Here is a 20,459-nt window from a genome sequence, read left to right as displayed (position 1 = left end):
GCGGGTACCCCATCGCTGCGCGATGGGCAAGCGAACCACCGGGCTGCGTCCGGTGGTTGCGCTCCCGCTCCGCGGTTCGCGCTGCACCTCGCTGCGCGAGGTGCTCACCACCCGGACTGCGTCCGGGTGGTGACGGCCTGTCCGCTGCGCTCCCAGGCCGGGCCTTGCTGCGCAAGGCCTGACCGTTTCTCCGCTTCGCTCCGCACCGGGTTGGGCCGGTCCGCTGCGCTCCCCCGCCCAACGGCCCTTCCGGCTTCGCCTCCAGGGCCAACGGCCCGCTGGCGCGGGCCGGGCTGGCTACGAGAATCCGGGGTCGCTCGTTCGTGTCGGGTTCTAGTGTAGTGGCTGTCTCAGATAGATGCAGCATGTATCGTTAGCAGAAATCTGAGACACCCTCCAGTCACTCGGGAATCTCCCAAGTTCCGAGAGGATGGTCAGATGACCGGTCACCGCCAATCTGCCGGACCAGATTCCGCGCTGAGCAGCGATTTGATGCGTCGGGTGACACAGTATCCGGCGGGTGCGAGCGCCCGGTTGGGACTGTTCGCACTCCTGGAGCGCCGGGTGGGTGCCCGCGAGCGAGGCGGACGACCTGGTGGCCGGGGCGCAGTGCGAGGTTGTGGAGCTGGACGGCATGGTGCCGGCTTCTCGGGTGGGGCCAGCGTGAACGGGCGGACCTGGGGCGGCTGGAGGGGTTCGTCCGGGAGTCCGTGCTGCCGCGCGCCCATCCACACACCACGGCGCGGCGCCGGGTGCTGGGCGAGGCCAGTGGAAAGCCCGGCCGGCGCAGGGCGGGTGCGTCGATCTGGAACGGTTCGGGTGCGGCCTGCGTTCCGCACGCGGCCATCGAAGGACCACAGGAATAGGAATCGGGGAGGGCTTAGAAATGATTTTGATTCCGCTCAAGGAGCACCAGGTCGACCAGAAGTCGAGCTTTCGTAACTGGGCCGGATTTCCTGCAAGATCTTTTGTGCCTCCGGAGGGTGCGCGTGCGATGGGGGTGTCCGCGACCGGGTCCGGCAAGACGATCACCAGCGCTTCGTGCGCTCTGGAGTACTTCCCGGGCGGGCGGATTCTGGTGATGGTGCCCACGCTGGACCTGATCGTGCAGAGTGCCCAGTCCTGGCGGCGGGTCGGGCATCGCGCGCCGATGGTCGCGGTCTGCTCGGTGGACAGAGACGAGGTCCTGGAGCAGCTCGGAGTACGCACCACCACCAACCCGATCCAGCTCGCGCTGTGGGCGGGGTCCGGGCCGGTCGTCGTGTTCGCCACGTACGCCTCTCTCGTGGACCGTGAAGACCCCGCCGATGTCTCTGGGCGTGGGACTGTCCCGGGGCCGTTGGAATCGGCTCTGGCGGGCGGGGAGCGGCTATACGGGCAGCGGATGGCTCCGTTTGACCTGGCCATTCTGGACGAGGGGCACATGACGGCTGGGGACATGGGGCGGCCGTGGGCGGCGATCCATGACAACAGCCGGATCCCTGTCGACTTCCGGCTCTACCTGACCGCGACCCCGCGGATCCTCGCAGCGCCCCGGCCGCAGCGTGGCCGGGACGGCCGGGAGCTGGTGATCGCTTCGATGGAGGACGACTCCAGCACCTACGGCACCCGGATTTTCGATCTCGGTCTGGCGGAGGCGGTGGAACGCTCGATCCTTGCGGGGTTCGAGATCGACGTGCTGGAGATCCGCGACCCGGACCCGATCCTGGGCCTGTCCGAGGACGCCCTGCGTGGCCGGCGCATGGCCCTGCTCCAGGCGGCGCTGCTGGAGCACGCGGCGCAGCAGAATCTGCACACCACCATGGTGTTCCACCAGCGGGTCGAGGAAGCCGAGGCGTTCGCCGGGCAGATGCCGCGCACCGCCGCCGAGCTGTATGCCGCTGAGGCATCCGCGGCGGCGCTGGCCGGGGCGGAGGCGCTGCCCGCGTCGTCGATCGACGCTGAGCTGTACGAGCTGGAGGAGGGCCGTCATGTGCCTGCGGACCGGGTGTGGGCGGACTGGCTGTGCGGGGACCATCCCATCGCGCACCGGCGTGCGGTGATCCAGCGGTTCGCCAACGGCATCGACGCCCACAACCGGCGGGTCCACCGCGCGTTTCTCTCGTCCGTACGCGCCCTCGGGGTCGGGGTCGACATCACCGGCCTGCGCGGCGTGGAAGCCGTGTGTATCGTCGGCTCGCGCAGCTCCCAGGTCGACGTCGTCCAGAACATCGGACGTGCCCTGCGCCCCAACCCCGACGGCACGGCCAAGACCGCACGGATCATCATCCCCGTCTTCCTCCAGCCCGGGGAGGACCCGAAAGACATGATCGCCTCGGCCAGCTACCAGCCCTTGGTCGACATCCTCCAAGCCCTGCGCTCGCACTCGGAACGCATGGTCGACCAGCTCGCCTCCCGCGCCCTGACCCGCGGCACCGAACGGCGGCGCGTCCACGTCCGCCCCGCCCCCGCGGCCGGGCCGGGGGACGAGGACATGCCCGGGGAGACCAGCGAGGCGCAGCAGGAGGTCGACCGGGTCACCTCCATCGTGGTCAACTTCGCCTCCCCCCGCGAGGCCGCCGACATCGCCGCCCTCACCCGCTGCCGCGTCATCCGCCCCCAGTCCCTCGTCTGGCTGGAGGGCTACCAGGCCCTGGTCCGGTGGCGTGCCGAGAACGGGATCACCGGCCTGTACGCCGTGCCTTATGACGTCGAGACCAAGGCCGGCACGACGAAGGCGTTTCCGCTGGGGCGATGGGTGCACCAGCAGCGGAAATCATTGCGGGCCGGAGAGCTCGATCCTCACCGCAAAGACCTCCTCGACGACGCCGGGATGGTGTGGGAGCCCGGCGACGAAGCATGGGAGAAGAAGCTCGCCGCACTCCGGTCCTACCAGCGGGCCACTGGGCACCTCGCGCCGCGTCAGGACGCTGTCTGGGGCGAAGGCGAAGGGGACGGCGAGCAACTGGCCATCGGACAGCTCCTCGCCAACCTCCGCCGCAAAAACGGCCTCGGCAAAGACCCGCAGCGCGCGGAAACCCGGGCCGTGCAACTCGCCGAGATCGACCCCGACTGGAACTGTCCCTGGCCCCTCGACTGGCAACGCCACTACAAGGTGCTCGCCGACCTCGCCGCCGACGAGGCCGGCGGAGTACTGCCCCACATCCAACCCGGGGTGCTGTTCGAGGACGATGACATCGGACGATGGCTGGAGCGCCAGAAGAACCCGGGCACCTGGAAACAGCTCTCCGAGGAGCAGCAGCAGCGGCTGTTGAAGCTGGGCCTACAGCCCGACCAGGCCCCGGCCCCCGCCCCGACGGCAAGCCACACGGCGAAGGGGCCAAGCAAGGCGCAGCAAGCCTTTCAACGCGGCCTCGCGGCCCTCACCCAGTGGGTCGAGCGGGAAGGCAATCGGCCGGTCCCACGCGGCGCAGTCGTCGAGATCGAGGTCGATGGCCAGGACGAGCCGGTGCCGGTGAAGCTTGGCGTGTGGGTCTCGAACACCAAGTCGAGGCGGGACAAGCTCACTCAGGAGCAACTCGTTGCCCTACGGGAGCTCGGTATCGCTTGGGCATGACTCTGGCACCGACCCATCGGTGCGCTAACCAGACAGCGCCGAGCCCGCAGTCCCCAAGGGAACGTCTGCCGGGACTGCGGGTTGCAGATTCGACTGGTGTCTCAGCTGCTGTCGCCACTCTGATCTATTTTTGTGTCCGGGGCCCCTTGCCCGGCGGTCGCTTCTGGGACGAGGCGATCGGTGTCCGACAGTTTTAGCGCGCGGTGAACTCCCGAGATGGGCGGGGGATCGTTGTCCGCCACGATGATCTGCAGGTCATCGATATGCTGGAGGGCAGCGCTGAGCAGGGTGGTGTACATCTTGCGTAGCCGCTCGAGATCGATACCTTCGTGGCCGACGTTGTTGCTTAGGCCGTCGATGATCAGGATGTTCGGGAGCGGAATGCTGTTGTCGCGCAGGGCAACAAGTTGGTGTGCGAGGACGTGCGCCACGTTGACGAGGACTTCCACTCCCTGAGAGCCGAGGTCTGAGAAGGACCGGCCGTCGACGATGGGCAGGTACGTCTTGCGACTGATGTACGTGCCTGCCGGTTCTTCGAATCGTGGGGTGTCGAAGGCGCGGAGGATCGTCTCGAAGGCTTCGTCGAGTTTCCGCAGTCGTTCTTGGACGGCAGGGTTGCTGTGCCTGGAAGCGTCGATGCTCGCGTTGAGAGATTCTTGTTCCTGCTCAAGCTCGGCGATGCGGCGTGCCTGCTTCTGGGAACGCTCGTACAACGAAAGGGCTTGTTCCAGGCTGATCAAGCGTTCTTCAAGCCGGGCTTGTTCGGCGGCGGTGGCGCGGATGCGGTCGGTCTGATCACTGACGAAGGCTGACGTGGCTCGGTCTAGCTGTGCTCCGAGGTCGCTGCGGAGACGGGCGTGGCCTGCGCGTGCGGCCTGGAGTTCTTCGATCCTTTTCGTGCTGCGCTCTATGAGTTGCTTGGTTTCCGAAACCTGCTCAATCACCCGGTCCTGCTCGCTGGCGAGGGATGACGGTGCCGCGGTCTGCGGAGGGGTCTGCAGGCACAGTCGGCAGGTGTGGTCGTCACCGCGCTCTGGGATGCCGGACCCGCAACGGGGACAGGTGTGGAACTCGAAGTCGTTGAGAAGCCGTTCCGCGACGAGTGCGCGGGTGAGGCGACGGCTTTGGGCGATGAGCTGGTCGTGTAGCTCGCGCAGGTTGGCTACCGCTGCAGATTCTGCGGCGGTAGCCATGTCGATGCGCGCGAGTTCGCTTTCAGCATCAGCAATCCGAGAGCGCAGGGTCACCGTGGAAGGGTCGGTGAGCTCACTCGTTAGTTGCTGATCCGCTGTGCGTGCCGCCCGAAGCTTGGTCTCAGTGGCTGTGCGCTGCACCTCCAGCTGGGCTTGTGAGCCGAAGGCTGTCTCAGCCAAGAGTCGTTCCAGGGTGACGGAGTCCGCAGTGAGGGCCTTGAGCTCCGTGGACACTTCGCGAAGCCGTTCCCGAAGTCCGGTGGATTCAGGGTCATGGATGCCGTACAGAATCTCGAAGACGTAGCGGCGTTTGATGTTCTTCGCGTGGTTGTCAGCGGTGCCGAAGACAGAAGCGTCGATCTCCTTCTGTCTCAGGACGCAGTACATGAGGTAGTCGCTTGCCGTCACGGGGACAAGCGGGCTCGTTTGGTCGGTTGGGGCTCGCGGCACCTTGATGCGAGGCAGGCCGAGGCGGTCGAGGAGCCAGTCGCGGAAGGTGTGGTCGTAGCCGGCTTGGAGTTCGCTGGCTGGCAACCGCCAGGCTTCCTCTTGGCCTCCGATCTCGGCGATATCGACCTTGGCGGTCGTCGTGGTGACAAGGGGGCGGACGATGCGGAAGCGGCGGTCGCCGATGAGTACGGTACCGGCCATGGTGCGCCCTCGGAGCTCGGGGACGACGCTTACATCGGCGCCGAGCAAGGCCCGAAGGCAGCTGATCGTCGCCGTCTTACCGCCGCTCATGGCGCCAGTAATGGCGTTCATCCCACGCTCGAACCGGATGCGGCGGCTGGTTCCGACCAGGTGCAGTTCTTCGATCCGGATTCTCACAGTTGTGTCCCCCAGTCCGCCTCGACGATGTCGGGGAACGCTCGATAGATCATGTCTTTAAGAGTGGTGCCGGTGAGGTTGAAGTGCCGGCGCAGGAGCCGGGCCCTCTCGCGTACGGGGCGCCAGCTTTCGGATTCGGCAAGGGCCTGCGCGGCCCTTCTTCCGGCTGGCGTGGTGCGGTAGGTCGCGACCGCGTTCTCGTGCTTGGGCTCGATGAGGCCCTTGCCTGTCAGAGCACCAAGGAGGGCGTAGTAAGCGGGGTCCCAGGGGCCATAGCGATAGCGGATCATGCTCTGCTCGATGGCTCCTGTCAGCCACGGATCGTCGCCTGGGTCGGCGTCGGGTCGGCGCTCGGCCATCAGATGGTTGAAGTGCTCGGGGTAGCGCAGGAGAAAGTCAAGTTTGGCGAGCTTCATCCTGCCTTCGATGCCTTTGGACGCTGCTGTCTCGGAGAAGGCGTCGATGAGGACAAGAAGCCTGGCTTGGGCGTCAGCGGAAGGAGGGAGTCCGTCTGGATACTCCGGGGGCACGGTGGGGGGCGGGGCGATATCAGGCAGGAGACTCATGGCCAGTCCCCCAGTCGAAACGGCATTCGTCGGAGATGGCGCACGCCCGGCCCATGAGCAGCACGCTGTCCCGGGCATAGAGGGGCCAGCGGTCGTGGGTAACGGCGCTGGTTTCGAGAGTGGTCTGGAGGCCGTCGAAGATGGCGTTCGCTGGGTGAGGATCTGCCGCGTGCCTGCGGATGGTACGGCGCGCGACCAGCAGCAGCCGCTCGTCCAGGTCCACCTCGATGGCCGGGTCAGCCGGCCACGTGCCCAGGGACTGCTGCTTCATACGGTGGATGTCGGCATGTGCGCGGACCATCTGAGCTTCCTGGATTACATCGTCCGTCGCCGCGCCCCGGCGCAGCTTGCGGACCAACGCTGTCTCGACTCCGCTGAGACGCTGCGATACATCAGTCAGCAGTACGTGGTCAGGGCGCATCAGACGCTGTCGGAGGTCTGCGACGGTGCCGGGGCCGATGCGCTTCCTCAGCAGTTTCGCAGGCAGGTCCTGCACCGCTAGCTGCTCGGCCCACCGCGGGCCCAAACGGCCCTGCATTGCCTCCCGAGTACGGCGTACGAGTTCGGTGTAGAGGCCGGTGATCTCCGCACCGGTCAAGGACGGGCCGAGCTCGTGGAGGAAGGCGGTGTTGCGCAGCTCGATGTCCTCGCGTCTGGGCAGTTCCCGGATGCGGACCAGGCCCAGGAAGGCTGAGACCTCCTTGACGTCGGCCTTCAGGTGGGCTGTCACCCGCTCCAGGCACCGCTCGTTATCCGTCCCTCCCCCATGTGCGAGAGCGGTGACGAGTGCGTCGGCGGGATCGAGGTAGCCCTCCAGCCCAGCTGTGAGCCCGTATGAGAGCGTCTGGTCCTTCACCGCCCGGTACGTGCGCCACAAGCTCTTCAACGGTCCTTTGGCGAGAACGTCCGTAAGCGCCCAGGGCGTGGTCGTGTCCCGTGTCTTGATCTGCTGAAAATCCCAGAAGAGGCCGCCCTTGGTCTGCTCCTCGCTGCCGCGGGCAACGATGACGTCCTCGATGTGCTCGCAGGTCACATGGCGTACCGGCTCGTCAGCGAGCATTTCCAGGATGGCCTGCGCAGCCACATGAACCTGATACTCGTACCGCCGCAGCGTGACCGAACCAGAATCGTCCGGAGCAACGGTCTCAATCGGATCAGCCATATGCCCCCCAGCCCACTCTCCCCAAGCACGCAGCGTAAGCGGTACAACACTGGCCAGTCGATCACTTCGACGGAACTCGCGGAGCCACTGTTCCCTCACTGAGGACGGTTCCCTCTTCGGCGGACGCCTACGGCTCGGGCCTCCAGCTCATCACCACCGACAACGACACCGCCCCCTGGCCGGACGAAGCCCTCAGCACCATCGAAGTCGACTACGCCTGCCCATGGTTCCCAGCGTCACTCGACCCGGCCCAGCCACACCGGGGCGCGCTGAAGACGAGGTACCGGGCATAGTCGCGCCGCCCCCTACGTTGACCCGGCGGTGCCGGTCGCGCCCGGCGGAGGTGGTGAGACTGCCGAGCGGATCCGGTGATCGACTCGCATTTCGTTGGCCAGTGAGAAGAAGTGGCGTGCGCAATCGGGGTGGTCGCGCAGCGCTCCTGCGACTGAGCCGGCGGCATCCCCTGTCAGGGTGCGCAGCCAGGGCCTGATCTCATCCTGCGGCCTCCACTGGTCCCACAAGGCGTCCCAGGTGAAGGCGCCGTTGCAGCAAACTTCCAGGAGATCCAACTGCGCAGCATTAGCGGCGTGGCGTGCGACGGTGAACAGCCACAGGATGACGGCGTCGACTTCACCACGCTCTATTGAGCGGTGTGTGCCCAGAAGGTCGGGCATCGCCCGGACAATCTCAAGGGCTCGGGGAGGGTCAGCCAGCAACGCCGGCATGAGCGCCACAGGATCAACATTGAGAAGTACGTCGCAGTACAGAGCAGCGTCGTCGGGGTGAGTAGCCGCCAGGGCCACCAACTCCTCTGAGGCATTCGCTGCTCCATCGTTCAAGGCATCACGGAGCGTTTCGGCATGTACTACGGGCGGCGTGGGGGGTGTGTCGATCTCCTGGGCGATGAGGTCAAGGAACGCCTGCACCGTTGCCGGCCGTCTCCCGGGGTCCGTACGCGTTGCTCCTCGGACGACCGCGCGCCAGGGCCCAGAGTCCGGTATGAGTGGAATATTCTGCTGCGGGTTCCTGCGTGTGATCGCCCAGCCGATCAACTGCCCCAAGCTGTAGACGTCAGTCGGCGGACCGGCACTGTGGGCATCGAAGCTCAACTCCGGAGCGGCAAAGCCCTCAGATCCCATGCTCGCCCCAAGCCGAGTGCGCTGCGCATGCGTGGTCTGGCCAGGCGGACGACGCACAATGCCCCAGTCGGCAAGAACCCATCGCCCATCAAGCCGAAGTACGTTAGACGGCTTGATGTCTCGATGTATCCACCCGTGGGGGGAGCCCGGTGCCTGCATCCCATGCGCAGCGATCAGCACCGAACACAGGCTCTCAATCAGGTCCCGTAGTACGGCCGGATCCTTGAGGTCATCGAGGCATTCCGTTGCGACAGCCTGCGCCTTGGGCATGACGAACCACGTGCCGTCGGCGCTGGCGTCCCAGACCGGCATCGCATTCGGATGGTCGCTCAGAAGACGGCCGACCTCGATCTCACGGGTCATCCGGGCTTTCTTGTCGAGGTGCGGGTACTGGCCGCGTAGCTTCTTGAGGACGACGGGCGTGCCGGTCGGCTTGTGCGTCGCGTAGAAGACGTCAGCCATGCCGTCCTCTTGACGGTGGAAGGGGAACTTCTCGCAGTCATAGTCCTTGCGCAGACCGCGAGCCTCGTACGGGGCTGCTGCGCCACTCCGCACTTCACTGATCTGCGCTGTGTCGACTCCTCCGCGCTGTGAGAAGCCGGTCAACAGCATGTGATCAGGTAGTTGCAGGCGCTGACGGATATCGGCAACCGCGCTGGGCCCGATGCGCTTCCCCAGCAGCCCCGCAGGCAGGTCCTGCACTCCTGACTGCTCAGTCCACCGAGAATCCAGGCGGCCTTGCATCGCCTTCCTGACACGGTGCACTAGCTCGGCGTAGAGACCGTTAATTTCAGTACCGGTCAAAGGCGAGCCCAGTTCGTGAAGGAACGCGACGCTACGTTCCTCGATGTCTTCGCTCCTGGGAAGTTCCTGGATACGGATCAGGCCCAGGAAGGCAGAGACCTCCTTGGCGTCAGCTTTCAGGTGGGCAGTCACCCGCTCCATACAGTGCTCGTTGTCGGCCCCTTCTCCGTGCGCAAGAGCAGTAACGAGCGCGTCGGCAGGATCGAGGAATCCCTCAACGGCAGCCGTTAGCCTGTAGGAGAGCCCCTGGTCTTTCAACGTTCCATACGTACGCCACAGGCTTTGCAACGGCCTCTTTGCGAGCACGTCTCTGAATGCCCAGGGAGTGGCCGCTTCCCGCATCTTGATCTGTTGAAACTCCCACAACAGACCGCCCTCGGCCTGTTCCTCACTGCGGGCGATGATGACGTCCTCAATGTGCTCGCATGTCACATGCCGTACTGCCTCATCAGCGAGCATCTCCAGGACGGCCTGTGCAGCCACATGAGTCTGGTACTCGTAGCCTCGCAGTGTCACCGAACCCGAATCGTTCAGGGCAGCAGTCGCAATCGGATCAACCATGTACCCCCCAGCCCACTCTCCCCAAGCACGCAGCGTAAGCGGTACTCGACTGGCGAGTCGATCACTTCGGCGGAACTCGTGAAGCCAGCATGTCCTTCCCTCACCGAGGTCTCCCTCATCGGCAGCGGATTGCGTTCACCCGTTCGGGGTGGGAGCAGCCGGATCACGTACCCGGCCGCCCGGCATGCATTTGGCTGTCAGACGTGAGGCGACAAGGCGGCGAGGCAAGCGGAGAGTTCGCGGAGGTAGCCGGCGATCACCTGATGGCGCGCTTCGTCGATCCTGCGGGCGGTGACCGGCTGATGTGCTGGCGAGACGTCGCACGGGAGGTCGCGTTGGAGGACTGCGGTCCGGTGCGGCCCTTTCCCGTGCGTTCTGGCCGTCGTTTTGCGCCGGGTTGGTGGTGGTCGGCAACGACCGGGCGGCTGGTGCACTACGAGTCTGGTGTCATACGGAACCAGGTGATGCAACTGGACCGGGATCCTTCGGTCGTGGCCATTGCATGCCGCCCGGTGGAATTCACCTGGCGTAGGCGTGACGGAACCTGGGTCCGGCACGCACCGCATCTGATGGCCCGGCTCGCGGAAGGCAGAAGTCTGCTGGCGGACTGCGCCGGGCACGGGGACATCTCACCGCGCCTGGCCTGTCGGGCGGCGGTGATGGAGGCCGCGGCCGCGGCAGCGGGGTGGCAGTACAGGGTTCTGCGCCCTCCGGATCCGGTTCTGGCGGCCAATCTGCGCTGGCTGGCCGGGTACCGGCACCCCCGCTACAGGGGCGGTGAACTTGCCGGGAGCGCGGCCGAGGTCTTTCGGCGACCGCGGCCTCTGATCGAGGGCGTGCGTGAACTCGGCGATCCGGTGCAGGTCTTCCCGGTGGTCTTCCACGCGCTGTGGCACGGCAAGTTGTCGGCCCCCCTCGAGGTGCCCTTGCACGAGCGGGTGACCGTGACGGCGGACCGCCCCAGACGGGGGCAGGCGTGAGCGGCACAGTGCTAGAGCCCGGAACACAGGTGCGTTTCGCGAAGCGGACCTGGACAGTGGTCATGCTGGAAGGGTCATGCGTACGGCTGGTCGACGCGGACAACTCCGTGGCCACTGTCCTGGCGAACTTCCTGTTCACCGAACCCGACTTCGAAGTGGTAGGCGCCCCGCAGCGCGGCGTGCCTCCGTTCGGGCTCCTGGAGGAGCTGCCTGAACAGGTGCGCGCGCGTGCGTACGCCTGGGAGCGGCATGTGCGTGAGGTGGAGACCGGGTGCCCCGTTCCGGGTCAGGACCAGCCGCCTCGGGCCGAGTTCGATCCGGCCCTGCGCACCATGGCGGAGCGGGAGGAGGCCAAGGCCGCCGAGCTGACGGCGGCCGGGCAGCCGACCAGTGCGGTGACGGTGCGGCGGATGCGGGCCCGCTATCGGGAGCAGGGCCTGTGGGGGCTGGTGGACGGCCGGGCCGCCCGGCGGCGCTCGCCGGTAGGGCGCGCGGACGAGCGGGTGGTCGCCGCGATCGAGCAGGCACTCCAGGCGCAGCGGGAGCGGTCGACCGGGACGCTGAGCCAGCTCCGGCGCACCGTCGGCTGGATCCTGGAGGACGCCCACGGGGCGGGGGCGGTGAAGGTGCCGCCGGCCTCGACGTTCAACCGGCTGGTGCACGCCCTCGCCGACCGCCAGGGACTGCTGGGGACAGCGGCGCAGCGGCGCCGTCACTCCTCACGGCCGGCTCCGCCGTTCACCCCGACGGTGGCGCTGCGGCCCGGTGAGCTGGTGATGCTGGACAGCACCCCTTTGGACGTGATGGTGGTCCTGGCCGACGGGGTGGTGGGCAAGGCCGAGCTGACGATCGCCCTGGATGTGGCGACGCGCAGTATCTGTGCGACCGTGCTGCGGCCGATGGGCACCGGGTCGGTGGACGCGGCGGTTCTGCTGGCGCAGATGGTGACGCCCATGCGGATGCGCCGAGGGTGGGAAAAGGCGCTGGCAATGTCGCGCTCGGTCATCCCCTACGAGCGGCTGGTGTCTCTGGACGCGCGGCTGGAGGGTGCGGCAGCCCGGCCGGTGATCACGCCGGAGACGGTCGTCGTCGACCAGGGCCGGGTGTTCATCTCCGCCTCGTTCACCGCGGCGTGCGACAGCCTGGGGGTGTCGGTGCAGCCGGCGCCTCCGGCCAACGGCCCGGCCAAGGGAAATGTCGAGCGGATGTTCCGCACCATCGGCGACCGGTTCTCCCAGTACGTGGCCGGTTACACCGGCTCCGACATCACTCAGCGCGGCTCTCACGTCGAGGACGAGGCGTGCTGGACGCTGCCGCAGGTGCAGGATCTGCTGGACGAGTGGCTGGTCGCAGACTGGCAGCACCGTCGGCACACATCCCTGCGTCATCCTCTGGCCCCGAAGCTCGCGGTGTCGCCGAACGAGATGTGGGCCGCGCTGGTCGGCGTGACCGGCTATGTGCCGGTGCTGCTCAGCGAAGACGACTATGTCGAGCTCATGCCGGTCAAGCGGGTGGGCATCAACGATTACGGCATCCGCTTCGACTACCGCACCTACGACCACGAGGTCCTCAACCCGCACCGCGGGTTCCAGTCGACGGCCCCGGACGGGATGTGGGAGGTGCACCACAACCCTTATGACCCCCAGCAGATCTGGGTGCGGCTGCCTGGCGGCTGGGAGGAGGTGCCCTGGATCCACAAGGAGCGGGTAAGCCTGCCCTTCACCGACTTCACCTGGCGGCACATCCGCGCGACCGTCGAGCGCCGCGGCGACCGCGACGAGCACGAGCAACAGCTCGCCCAGGCCCTGGACCGCCTCCTGCGGCGGGCCGGCAACGGGGAAGGCACCCGCCGCGAGCGGACTGTCGCGGCACGTGCCAGCGCCGCAGCCTCCCTCGCCGGGCCCGCCCCAAACCAGCAGGAGCCGCCCGACCCCCTCACCGCCCCGACCCTCTCCTACGGCCTGGTCGGCGCCTTCACCCCAGCAAGCCTGGATGAGCCCGACGACGAAGAGTTCGAGGACGGCTGGGACGAGGACGAAGACCCGCTCGGCACATCAGACGATGCCGGCGGCGGCCCCGCCGGAGACGAGCAGCCATCCGGGCGGGCCGCAGTCCCCCGCCCGTCGCGGATCTACGACGCCCGCCAGGAGGCAACCCAGTGGTAGCAGTCCCCGAAGCCGGTCCCGTCCCGGACGAGGAGCAGCAGATGGCGGCCTATGCGCCACCGACCACGCGGGAGGGCTGGCAGCAGTTCGTCGGCACTCCCCCACTGCAGCCCCCGCCAGACGCCGGCGCGGACTGGTCGCTTGAGGAACGCCTGGACTACCACTCCCGGTTCGTCGTCCTGACCACCCCGGCTATGGAGCGCATCTCACTGTCGGTGCGGCGGCTGATGCTCCTCAACCGCCGCCAGCAGGGCACCGCGCGCCGCGGGCTGATCGTGTCCGGGCCGCCCACCACCGGCAAGACCACCACCCTGCTGGAGATGGGCCGCACCTTCGAGCTCGCCGAGCAGCGCCGCCACCCCGGCCGCACCGACCGGCTGCCTGTGGTGTTTCTGGCGGTGCCGCCCGCCTCCACTCCCAAGATGCTGGTATCGGAGTTCGCCCGGTTCCTCGGTATCCCCATCGCGGTCCGGATGAACCAGGCGCAGATCACCGACGCCGTCTGCCACCTTTTGTGCCAGCTGGGCACCGCGCTGGTCCTCGTCGACGACGTCCACCTGCTCGACACCCGCACCCGGGCCGGCTCGGAGACCTCCGACCAGATGAAGCACCTAGGCGAGAGGATTCCGGCGACGTTCGTCTACGCAGGCGTCGACGTCGAGGCATCCCCCCTGCTCAACGGGCCGCGCGGCGCACAGTTGGCAGGCCGCTTCACCCTGGTCCGCAACACCGCCCTGTCCCGCGGCACCGCCGAACAGCGCGCCGTCTGGCTGGACCTGGTCACCGACATGGAAAACGCCCTGCACCTGCGCCGCCACACTGGGGGCACTCTGGCCCGGCACGCCGACTACCTCCACCAGCGCACCGGAGGCGTCATGGGCAGCCTCTCCCACCTCATCCGTGAAGCCGCCCTCACCGCCCTCCTCGACGGCAGCGAAAAGATCACCAAACGGCTCCTGGCCGGCATCCAGCTCGACATCCGCGCGGAGCAGCAAGCCCGTCCGCCCCGAAAACGCCTCCCGCGCCCCCGCAACAACGGCACTGGATCCTGACGAGGCGGACCAGCGGTGAAGAAGACCACCAGCCCTCTAATGGAACCTGCCGTCAGGGATCATTCGCAGCCACCACAGCGCGAGCAGAACGAACTGCCCCTGCACAGACCGCCTTCGGGCGCGGTGCGTGTCGCTCCACTGATCGGCGAGACGACGCTGTCGTTCATGAGGAGAGTCGCCTCCCGGTACAAGCTCACGGCCAAAGAACTCATCGGCGCGCTCGTGGACGTGGGGCGGCGGCCCAATCTGTTCACGGTGCGGCCCGACGGAGAAGTGGTCTTCAACGCCGGGGCCCGGGCGGTGGTCGCCGCTTTCTGCCGCATACCCGAGGAACACCTGCACCGTGCCCTGCCGGCCTGGGGCAGGGACGTCCCTTCGAGCAGGCTCGGCAGCGGGCCGGCCGCCTGGGTCCGCACCGCAGCCACGATCCCGCCGACCGGCCCCGGATGCCGGGCCTGCACCGCGACCGCCACACGAGGCCGGGAGGAAGCACGCCGCTACCTGCTGCCGCACGGCCGGGTATGCGTCAAGCACCAGTGCTGGATGCTGGAAACACCCGTCGTCGACGGGGCAGCGGCCGTCCTCGGGCAGTTGGACCTGCGGTATGTGCCGCAGAACGGGGCGGCCCAGCGCCGTCATGTACGACTGCTGCGGCGCTCTGCACACGCCGGTGAAGCGTTCACCGTGGCGCAGGCAATCATGGCTTCGTGGTGGGACGAGCCCTGGCCGGAAGAGATCCTCTGGCCCGACCGGCTGCGGCTGATGGCACCCGGCAACGACCTCGCTTGGCGTGCAGCGGCGCGGGATGCGGTGACCTATCCCGAAGCCGTCACGCTGGCCGCGGCCCTCGCCGACCCGATCCTGCAGCAGCGGCTACTCGATGACGCGGGGCGGCATCAGCCGCACGCGCTCGCCGATGTCCCCAGCCTCGTGGACGAACTGGCTCGGCGCCTTGAGCGGCCATGGATGGCCGGTCGCCTCAGCGCCCTCACGACAGGCCCGCTGAACGCCTGGGTACGCGCCTGCGTACGCACCCGCGCCGGGCACAAGCCGAAGACACGCAGCATGTGGCACGTCTCCCCGCCCCACCGGCCCGCACCGATCACCCGGCTCCTGGCCGAAACCCGGCCCGTCGACGAAACGCCCGGAAAAACGGAGTCGGCAGGGGCGTCGGCCCCAGACGTGGTCGAGACCGCCAAGGGGTTCGCGCGGGGTCTGCGCCGCGCCCGCATCTACGCCACCGAACACGGCCACCTCTGCATTCCTTACCGGTACGAAGAGGACGGGTTCCAACTCGGCCTGTGGCTGTCCAACCAGCGCGCCGCAGGCCCCCAGCTCTCCCCCGAGCGCAGCCAGGCCCTGGCCGCTCTTGACCCGTGGTGGAATCCTGCGTGGAGCACGCTGTGGCAGCGCATCTACCTGCGCGCACGACGGCTGCTGGACTCAGGCACTGACATCAGACCCGAGCAGGGCTTCCCGGGCACCAGCGAGAATCTCGGCACCTGGCTGTACCGGCAGTGCCAGGTCTACAGCAGCCTCCACCCCCAGCAGCGCAGACTACTGGCACAGATCGGCATCAGTGCCGAAGCCGCCCGCCACGCACTGCCGCGGCGTCGCAACCTCGCCGAGGCCCGTGACCAGGGCCTGACCAACGCACGCGCCTACTGGAAGCAGCACGGGCACCTTTGTGCGAGCGCTGCCGATACGCACGCCGGCTTCCCCATCGGCCAATGGCTGACCAACCACCGCGTACGCGCCCGACGCGGCATTCTCGATCCCGCCCTCACACAGCAGCTGGACGCAATGGATCCGTGGTGGGCACCACCCTGGCCCTCCGACTGGCAGCGAGCCTGCTACACGGTGACCGAACTCGTCCGCTCCGGCCACCCCTCGCCCCCGAAAGCGCCTTTGCAGCCTTCGACGACGAACTCGGTCAATGGCTATACACCCAATGTGTGTCCTACCCCGGCTTGGCAGTGGAACAGCGCCGACAGCTCGCGGCCGTCGGACTGACTGAGCAGACTGTCCAAACCGCCCGCCCCAACCCCGCCACCCACAGGCCGTCCCTGGAGACCGGTCTCCACTACGCCCGCTCCTACGCGGCACTGCACGGCGACCTCAACGCATCACCCTCCGACCGGCACGAGGGATTCCCCATCGGAAAGTGGCTGGCCCGCCAAAAGCACCAGGCCGACCTTCACACCGCCAGGTCCGCCGCGCCCTACCCGGCCGGCCCACTGCTGGCAGCCGTCGACCCATGGTGGAACCCACCGTGGAACGGGGACTGGCAGATCAACCACCGCGCCGCCCGCAAACTCGTCGAGAACGGGATCAGACTCCTCCCCGACCAAGGCTTCCCCGGCACCCCCGACTGGACTGGGCAGTGGCTCTACACCCAGTGCGTCGCCTACCAGAACCTCCACCCGGGGCAGCAACACAGGCTCACTCAACTCGGCATCACCGCCACCAATGCCCCCACCGCACGGCCCCGCCGCGTCACCCAGCAATCCTCATTCGACACCGGCCTGGGCCACGCCCGCACCTACGCCGCCCAACACGGACACCTCGCCGCGCCCAGAAGCGCGAACCACCACGGCTACCGGCTGGGGACATGGCTCGCCCACCAACGCAAACGGGCTGCCAACGGCCGACTGCCCCACCACCGCGCCGAGGCCCTCGACGTCCTTGACTCATGGTGGAACCCACCCTGGGGCCTACCATGGCAAATCACCTACCATGCCGTCAGAAACGAGATCCACGGCCACGCTCTGAACGCGGCCGCAGGCTTCCCCGGACTCCCTCCAGCCGCCACCAGATGGCTGCTCACCCAGTGCACCAACTATGGCGACCTCCACCCTGGCCAGCAGGAACTCCTGACCGGACTCGGCATAACGCCCCAGGACGCACACGCCGCCCGCCCCCAACAGGAAACACGCACGCACCGCAGAACCGGCGCCAGCCGGGCGCGCCCCACAACCGTCTCCTCATCCATCGACGGCGGCCTGCCCTACGCCCGCTCCTACGCACACACTCACGGCGGACTCGGCACCGCCCACTACACCACCGAACACAACGGATTCCCCCTGGGTTGGTGGCTATACGAGCAGCGCAAACGCGCCGTCGCCCACCTACGCCGCACCGGTCGGCCCTGGCCCCACGACACACAGCTCACCGCACTCGACCCGTGGTGGAACCCACCCTGGCGGGCCTCCTGGAACCACAGCTACCACCAAGCCCACATCCACCACACCGCCGGCCGCCCATTCCCAGGCACCACGACCAAGTGGATCCGCACCCAGCAGCACGCCTGGAACCAGCTCCACCCCCACCAACAACACCTCATGACCATCATCGGCATCCACGGCCCCACACCCCTGTGCCGGTACAAGCCCGTCCCAGCGAACAATCAGCCGCTCGTGATGCCCAGGAAAGTCGGCACCTGCAAGATCACAGTTTGTCGCATGAAGTAGACAGATCCTGTCGCATCGAGTAGCCTAGCCGGGTGCAGAAACGAGTACTGCTCCGGGAACTGCGGCGAATCGCCGCCGGCAAGGGGGCGGATCTCGTACTCGCGAGACAGGGAGCACGTCATGAGATCTACACCCTGCAGGGTGTGTCTCTTCCCGTCCCGCGACACCGAGAGATCGCCGAAGGGACCGCCGAGACTCTGATCAAGGCGGCGGAGGGAGCGTGATCGACGGGGGGCCGAGTCCAAGTCGGCCCCCCCACCGATCAGGATCCCACCACTTCGGCGAGGCGTACAAGAAGGGAAGGAGAAATGGGCGACACAACGACATACAACGCGATTGCGAAGCACGATGGCTCCCACTGGGCTGTGACGATCCCCGACCTACCGCAAGGCTTCGTCGGGGTCACTCAGGGGCGCACTTGGAGCGAGGCGAGCAGGATGGCCGCCGACGTGGTGGCGATGCTGCTAGAGATCCCCGAAGAGTCATTCAAAGTCGTGATGCGACCGGCCGATCCCGAAATGGCCGAAGCGATCATCACGGCCGAGGAGGCTAGGGAAAAAGCCGAAGAAGCCGCCAAAGCGGCCACTGAGGCTCTCATGGCCGCCGCACGAACTCTGACCGCGAAGGCCACGGTCAGAGACGCAGGAGCCATGCTCGGTGTCTCACACCAATACATCGCCAAACTCGCACCCAAGAAGGGCTGACGCTGCTCCACTCAAGGTCACGGCGCCCCCGCAGGTTTGTGCACCTGCGGGGGCGCCGCAGTCACCCCACTAGTGAGCAAAACGTCCGACGACCACCGCCGCTCCGACCACCGCAAAAGCCACCGAGCGATCATGAGCACTCACCCAACTAGCTGATCAAGCACACCATCAGCCGCTCCCCCGCAAAGAGCCCCAGCTCAGAGCCCACCTCAGGCATCACTCCCCAGAACGGCACCCCAAATACTCGGCAGACACAGCAAATGAGACACCAACCAGCCAACCGATCAGCCCAGCTCCACAGCTCGTGAACCGATCAGAAAGAACGGACGGCGACACCGCGACCCCTCCCCCGCCCTCGGGGAATCGGAGGAAGCGCAGCGAGGCCGGCGCCTGGCCCTGCTGCAGACCGCGCTCCTGGAGCACGCCGCCGCGCACAACCTGCGCACCGTGATGACGTTCCACCAGAAGGTGGAGGAGGCCGCCGCGTTCGCGGACAAGCTGCCCCAGACGGCCGCGGCGCTGTACGTCAACGACGCCTCCGACGACGACCTTGCCAAGGCGGGCCGGCTGCCGAAGTCGTCCATCGACGCGGCCTTCTACGAGCTGGAGGCCGGCCGCCACCTTCCCCCGGACCGCGTCTGGTCCGCGTGGCTGTGTGGCGACCACCTCGTCACCGAACGCCGCGAGGTGCTCCGGCAATTCGCCAACGGGATCGACGCCATGGGCCGGCGCGTCCACCGGGCGTTCCTCGCCAGCTGTCGCGTGCTCGGGGAAGGCGTCGACATCACCGGCGAACGAGGCGTGGAAGCCATCTGCTTCGCCGACACCCGCGGCTCCCAGGTAGAAATCGTGCAGAACATCGGCCGAGCCCTCCGGCTCAACCGCGACGGCACCACCAAGATCGCCCGCATCCTCGTGCCCATCTTCCTCCAGTCCGGCGAGGATCCGACCGACATGGTCGCCTCCTCCTCGTATGCGGGACTGGTCGCTGTGCTCCAAGGCCTCCGCTCGCACGATGAACGACTCGTTGAGCAACTCGCCTCCCGCGCCCTCACCAGCGGCAAGCGCAAGGTGCACGTCCGGCGTGATGAGGAAGGGCGGATCATCGGCGCCGACGGTGACGGGCAGGACCAGAAAAAGGACGGCACCGAGGCCGCTGCCGAGTCGGCGCTGCTGCACTTCTCCAGCCCGCGCGACGCCGCCACCATCGCAGCGTTCCTGCGCACCCGGGTGTACCGGCCCGAGTCACTGGTCTGGCTGGAGGGCTACCAGGCCCTCCTGCGCTGGCGGAAGGAGAACGAGATCACCGGCCTCTACGCCGTCCCCTACGACACGGAGACCGAGGCCGGCGTCACGAAGGACTTCCCCCTCGGGCGCTGGGTGCACCAGCAGCGGAAGGCACTGCGGGCCGGGGAGCTCGAGGAGCGACGCAAGGAACTGCTGGACGCTCCGGAAGCCGGGATGGTGTGGGAACCCGGCGAAGAGGCGTGGGAAGCCAAGCTCGCCGCGCTCCGGACCTACCGAAGGGCCACCGGACACCTCGCACCCCGCCAGGACGCCGTCTGGGACGACCCCGCTGGCGTTCAGCCCGTGCCCATCGGGCAGCACATGGCCAACCTCCGCCGCAAAGACGGCCTCGGCAAAGAACCGGAACGGGCCGCCGTGCGCGCCAAGCAACTGGCCGCGATCGACGAGGACTGGAACTGCCCCTGGCCACTCGACTGGCAACGCCACTACCGCGTCCTCGCCGACCTGGTCGACGCCGACGGCCACCTGCCCGACATCGCACCCGGCGTGACCTTCGACGGCGACGACATCGGACGGTGGCTTCAGCGGCAGAAGCAGCCCGGCACCTGGAAGCTGCTGTCCACCGAGCAGCAGGAGCGGCTGACCCAGCTGGGCGTGCAGCCGCTTCAGGCGCCGTCTGGCGCCCCAGCGACCAAGCATGCGACGAAGGGCCCGAGCAAGGCACAGCAGGCGTTCCAGCGCGGACTCGTGGCCCTCGCGCAATGGGTCGAGCGGGAAGGAGCCCACCGGCCTGTACCGCGCGGCCACAGCGAACAAATCACGGTCAACGGCGAGGCGGAACTGGTGGTCGTAAAGCTGGGCGTGTGGGTCTCCAACACGAAGTCGAGGCGCGACAAGCTCACCCAGGAGCAGCTGGACGCGCTTGCCGAACTCGGCATCCGATGGGCATGACGTCATCCCGGCCGGTGTGCTGACCGGACACGCCAGCGCCCGCAGCGTGGGTTCAACCCGGCCCGCACCGGGGGCGGGTC

At 67.5% G+C, this 20,459-nt stretch carries 13 protein-coding genes; 9 read left to right on the top strand and 4 right to left on the bottom strand.

The genetic code is table 11. From position 1 onward, the window contains the following. The first annotated feature begins 886 nt into the window (after positions 1 to 886). Positions 887 to 3,556, top strand: a complete 2,670-nt coding sequence (locus IG02_RS0134855; protein WP_030757479.1) for a DEAD/DEAH box helicase — start codon at positions 887 to 889, stop codon at positions 3,554 to 3,556. Between the two features lie 101 nt (positions 3,557 to 3,657). On the opposite strand, the gene IG02_RS0134850 is transcribed toward IG02_RS0134855, so the two are convergent. The 4 genes from IG02_RS0134850 to IG02_RS38095 form a co-directional block, all read right to left on the bottom strand. Then, the gene (locus IG02_RS0134850) at positions 3,658 to 5,577 is read right to left on the bottom strand and encodes a hypothetical protein (protein WP_030757475.1); all 1,920 of its coding nucleotides are present in this window, start codon (positions 5,575 to 5,577) and stop codon (positions 3,658 to 3,660) included. Next, positions 5,574 to 6,143 carry a hypothetical protein gene (locus IG02_RS0134845; RefSeq protein ID WP_051766142.1) on the bottom strand — a complete coding sequence of 190 codons (570 nt, stop codon included), beginning with the start codon at positions 6,141 to 6,143 and terminating at the stop codon, positions 5,574 to 5,576. The genes IG02_RS0134850 and IG02_RS0134845 overlap by 4 nt, the downstream gene beginning before the upstream one ends. Further along, positions 6,127 to 7,305: a dsDNA nuclease domain-containing protein gene (locus IG02_RS0134840; protein ID WP_030757469.1), complete on the bottom strand. Its 1,179-nt coding sequence runs from the start codon at positions 7,303 to 7,305 to the stop codon at positions 6,127 to 6,129. Before IG02_RS0134840 ends, IG02_RS0134845 begins: the two co-directional genes overlap by 17 nt. A 305-nt stretch (positions 7,306 to 7,610) precedes the next feature. After that, positions 7,611 to 9,809: a dsDNA nuclease domain-containing protein gene (locus IG02_RS38095; RefSeq protein ID WP_078855060.1), complete on the bottom strand. Its 2,199-nt coding sequence runs from the start codon at positions 9,807 to 9,809 to the stop codon at positions 7,611 to 7,613. Between the two features lie 263 nt (positions 9,810 to 10,072). On the opposite strand from IG02_RS38095, the gene IG02_RS0134830 reads away from it, so the two are divergent. From IG02_RS0134830 to IG02_RS0134790, 8 genes are all read left to right on the top strand, one after another. Beyond that, positions 10,073 to 10,789: a TnsA-like heteromeric transposase endonuclease subunit gene (locus IG02_RS0134830; protein ID WP_078855059.1), complete on the top strand. Its 717-nt coding sequence runs from the start codon at positions 10,073 to 10,075 to the stop codon at positions 10,787 to 10,789. A gap of 62 nt (positions 10,790 to 10,851) precedes the next feature. Further along, a complete protein-coding gene (locus tag IG02_RS0134825) occupies positions 10,852 to 12,954 on the top strand; it encodes a transposase (RefSeq protein ID WP_234315021.1) in 2,103 nt (700 codons plus the stop codon). 41 nt (positions 12,955 to 12,995) lie between these two features. Then, positions 12,996 to 14,006, top strand: coding sequence for a TniB family NTP-binding protein (locus IG02_RS0134820; protein WP_037805127.1), 1,011 nt, complete (start codon positions 12,996 to 12,998; stop codon positions 14,004 to 14,006). A 15-nt stretch (positions 14,007 to 14,021) separates the two neighbouring features. Continuing rightward, complete coding sequence (locus IG02_RS0134815; protein WP_158712449.1) at positions 14,022 to 16,019, top strand: helicase associated domain-containing protein; 1,998 nt, start codon at positions 14,022 to 14,024, stop codon at positions 16,017 to 16,019. Continuing rightward, complete coding sequence (locus tag IG02_RS0134810; protein ID WP_030757454.1) at positions 15,983 to 17,476, top strand: helicase associated domain-containing protein; 1,494 nt, start codon at positions 15,983 to 15,985, stop codon at positions 17,474 to 17,476. Before IG02_RS0134815 ends, IG02_RS0134810 begins: the two co-directional genes overlap by 37 nt. Positions 17,477 to 17,508: 32 nt before the next feature. Continuing rightward, a complete protein-coding gene (locus IG02_RS0134805; RefSeq protein ID WP_030757452.1) occupies positions 17,509 to 17,700 on the top strand; it encodes a hypothetical protein in 192 nt (63 codons plus the stop codon). Between the two features lie 84 nt (positions 17,701 to 17,784). Continuing rightward, on the top strand, positions 17,785 to 18,180 hold the full coding sequence (locus IG02_RS0134800; protein WP_030757448.1) for a type II toxin-antitoxin system HicB family antitoxin: 396 nt from the start codon (positions 17,785 to 17,787) through the stop codon (positions 18,178 to 18,180). Positions 18,181 to 18,630: 450 nt separating this feature from the next. After that, positions 18,631 to 20,379: a helicase associated domain-containing protein gene (locus tag IG02_RS0134790; protein WP_234315022.1), complete on the top strand. Its 1,749-nt coding sequence runs from the start codon at positions 18,631 to 18,633 to the stop codon at positions 20,377 to 20,379. Positions 20,380 to 20,459: the final 80 nt, after the last annotated feature.

The sequence above is a fragment of the Streptomyces sp. NRRL F-5135 genome (assembly GCF_000719775.1).
Lineage (GTDB): Bacteria > Actinomycetota > Actinomycetes > Streptomycetales > Streptomycetaceae > Streptomyces > Streptomyces hebeiensis.
The sequence above is the reverse complement of the archived record's forward strand: the minus strand, read 5'-3'. Positions and strand labels throughout refer to the sequence as shown.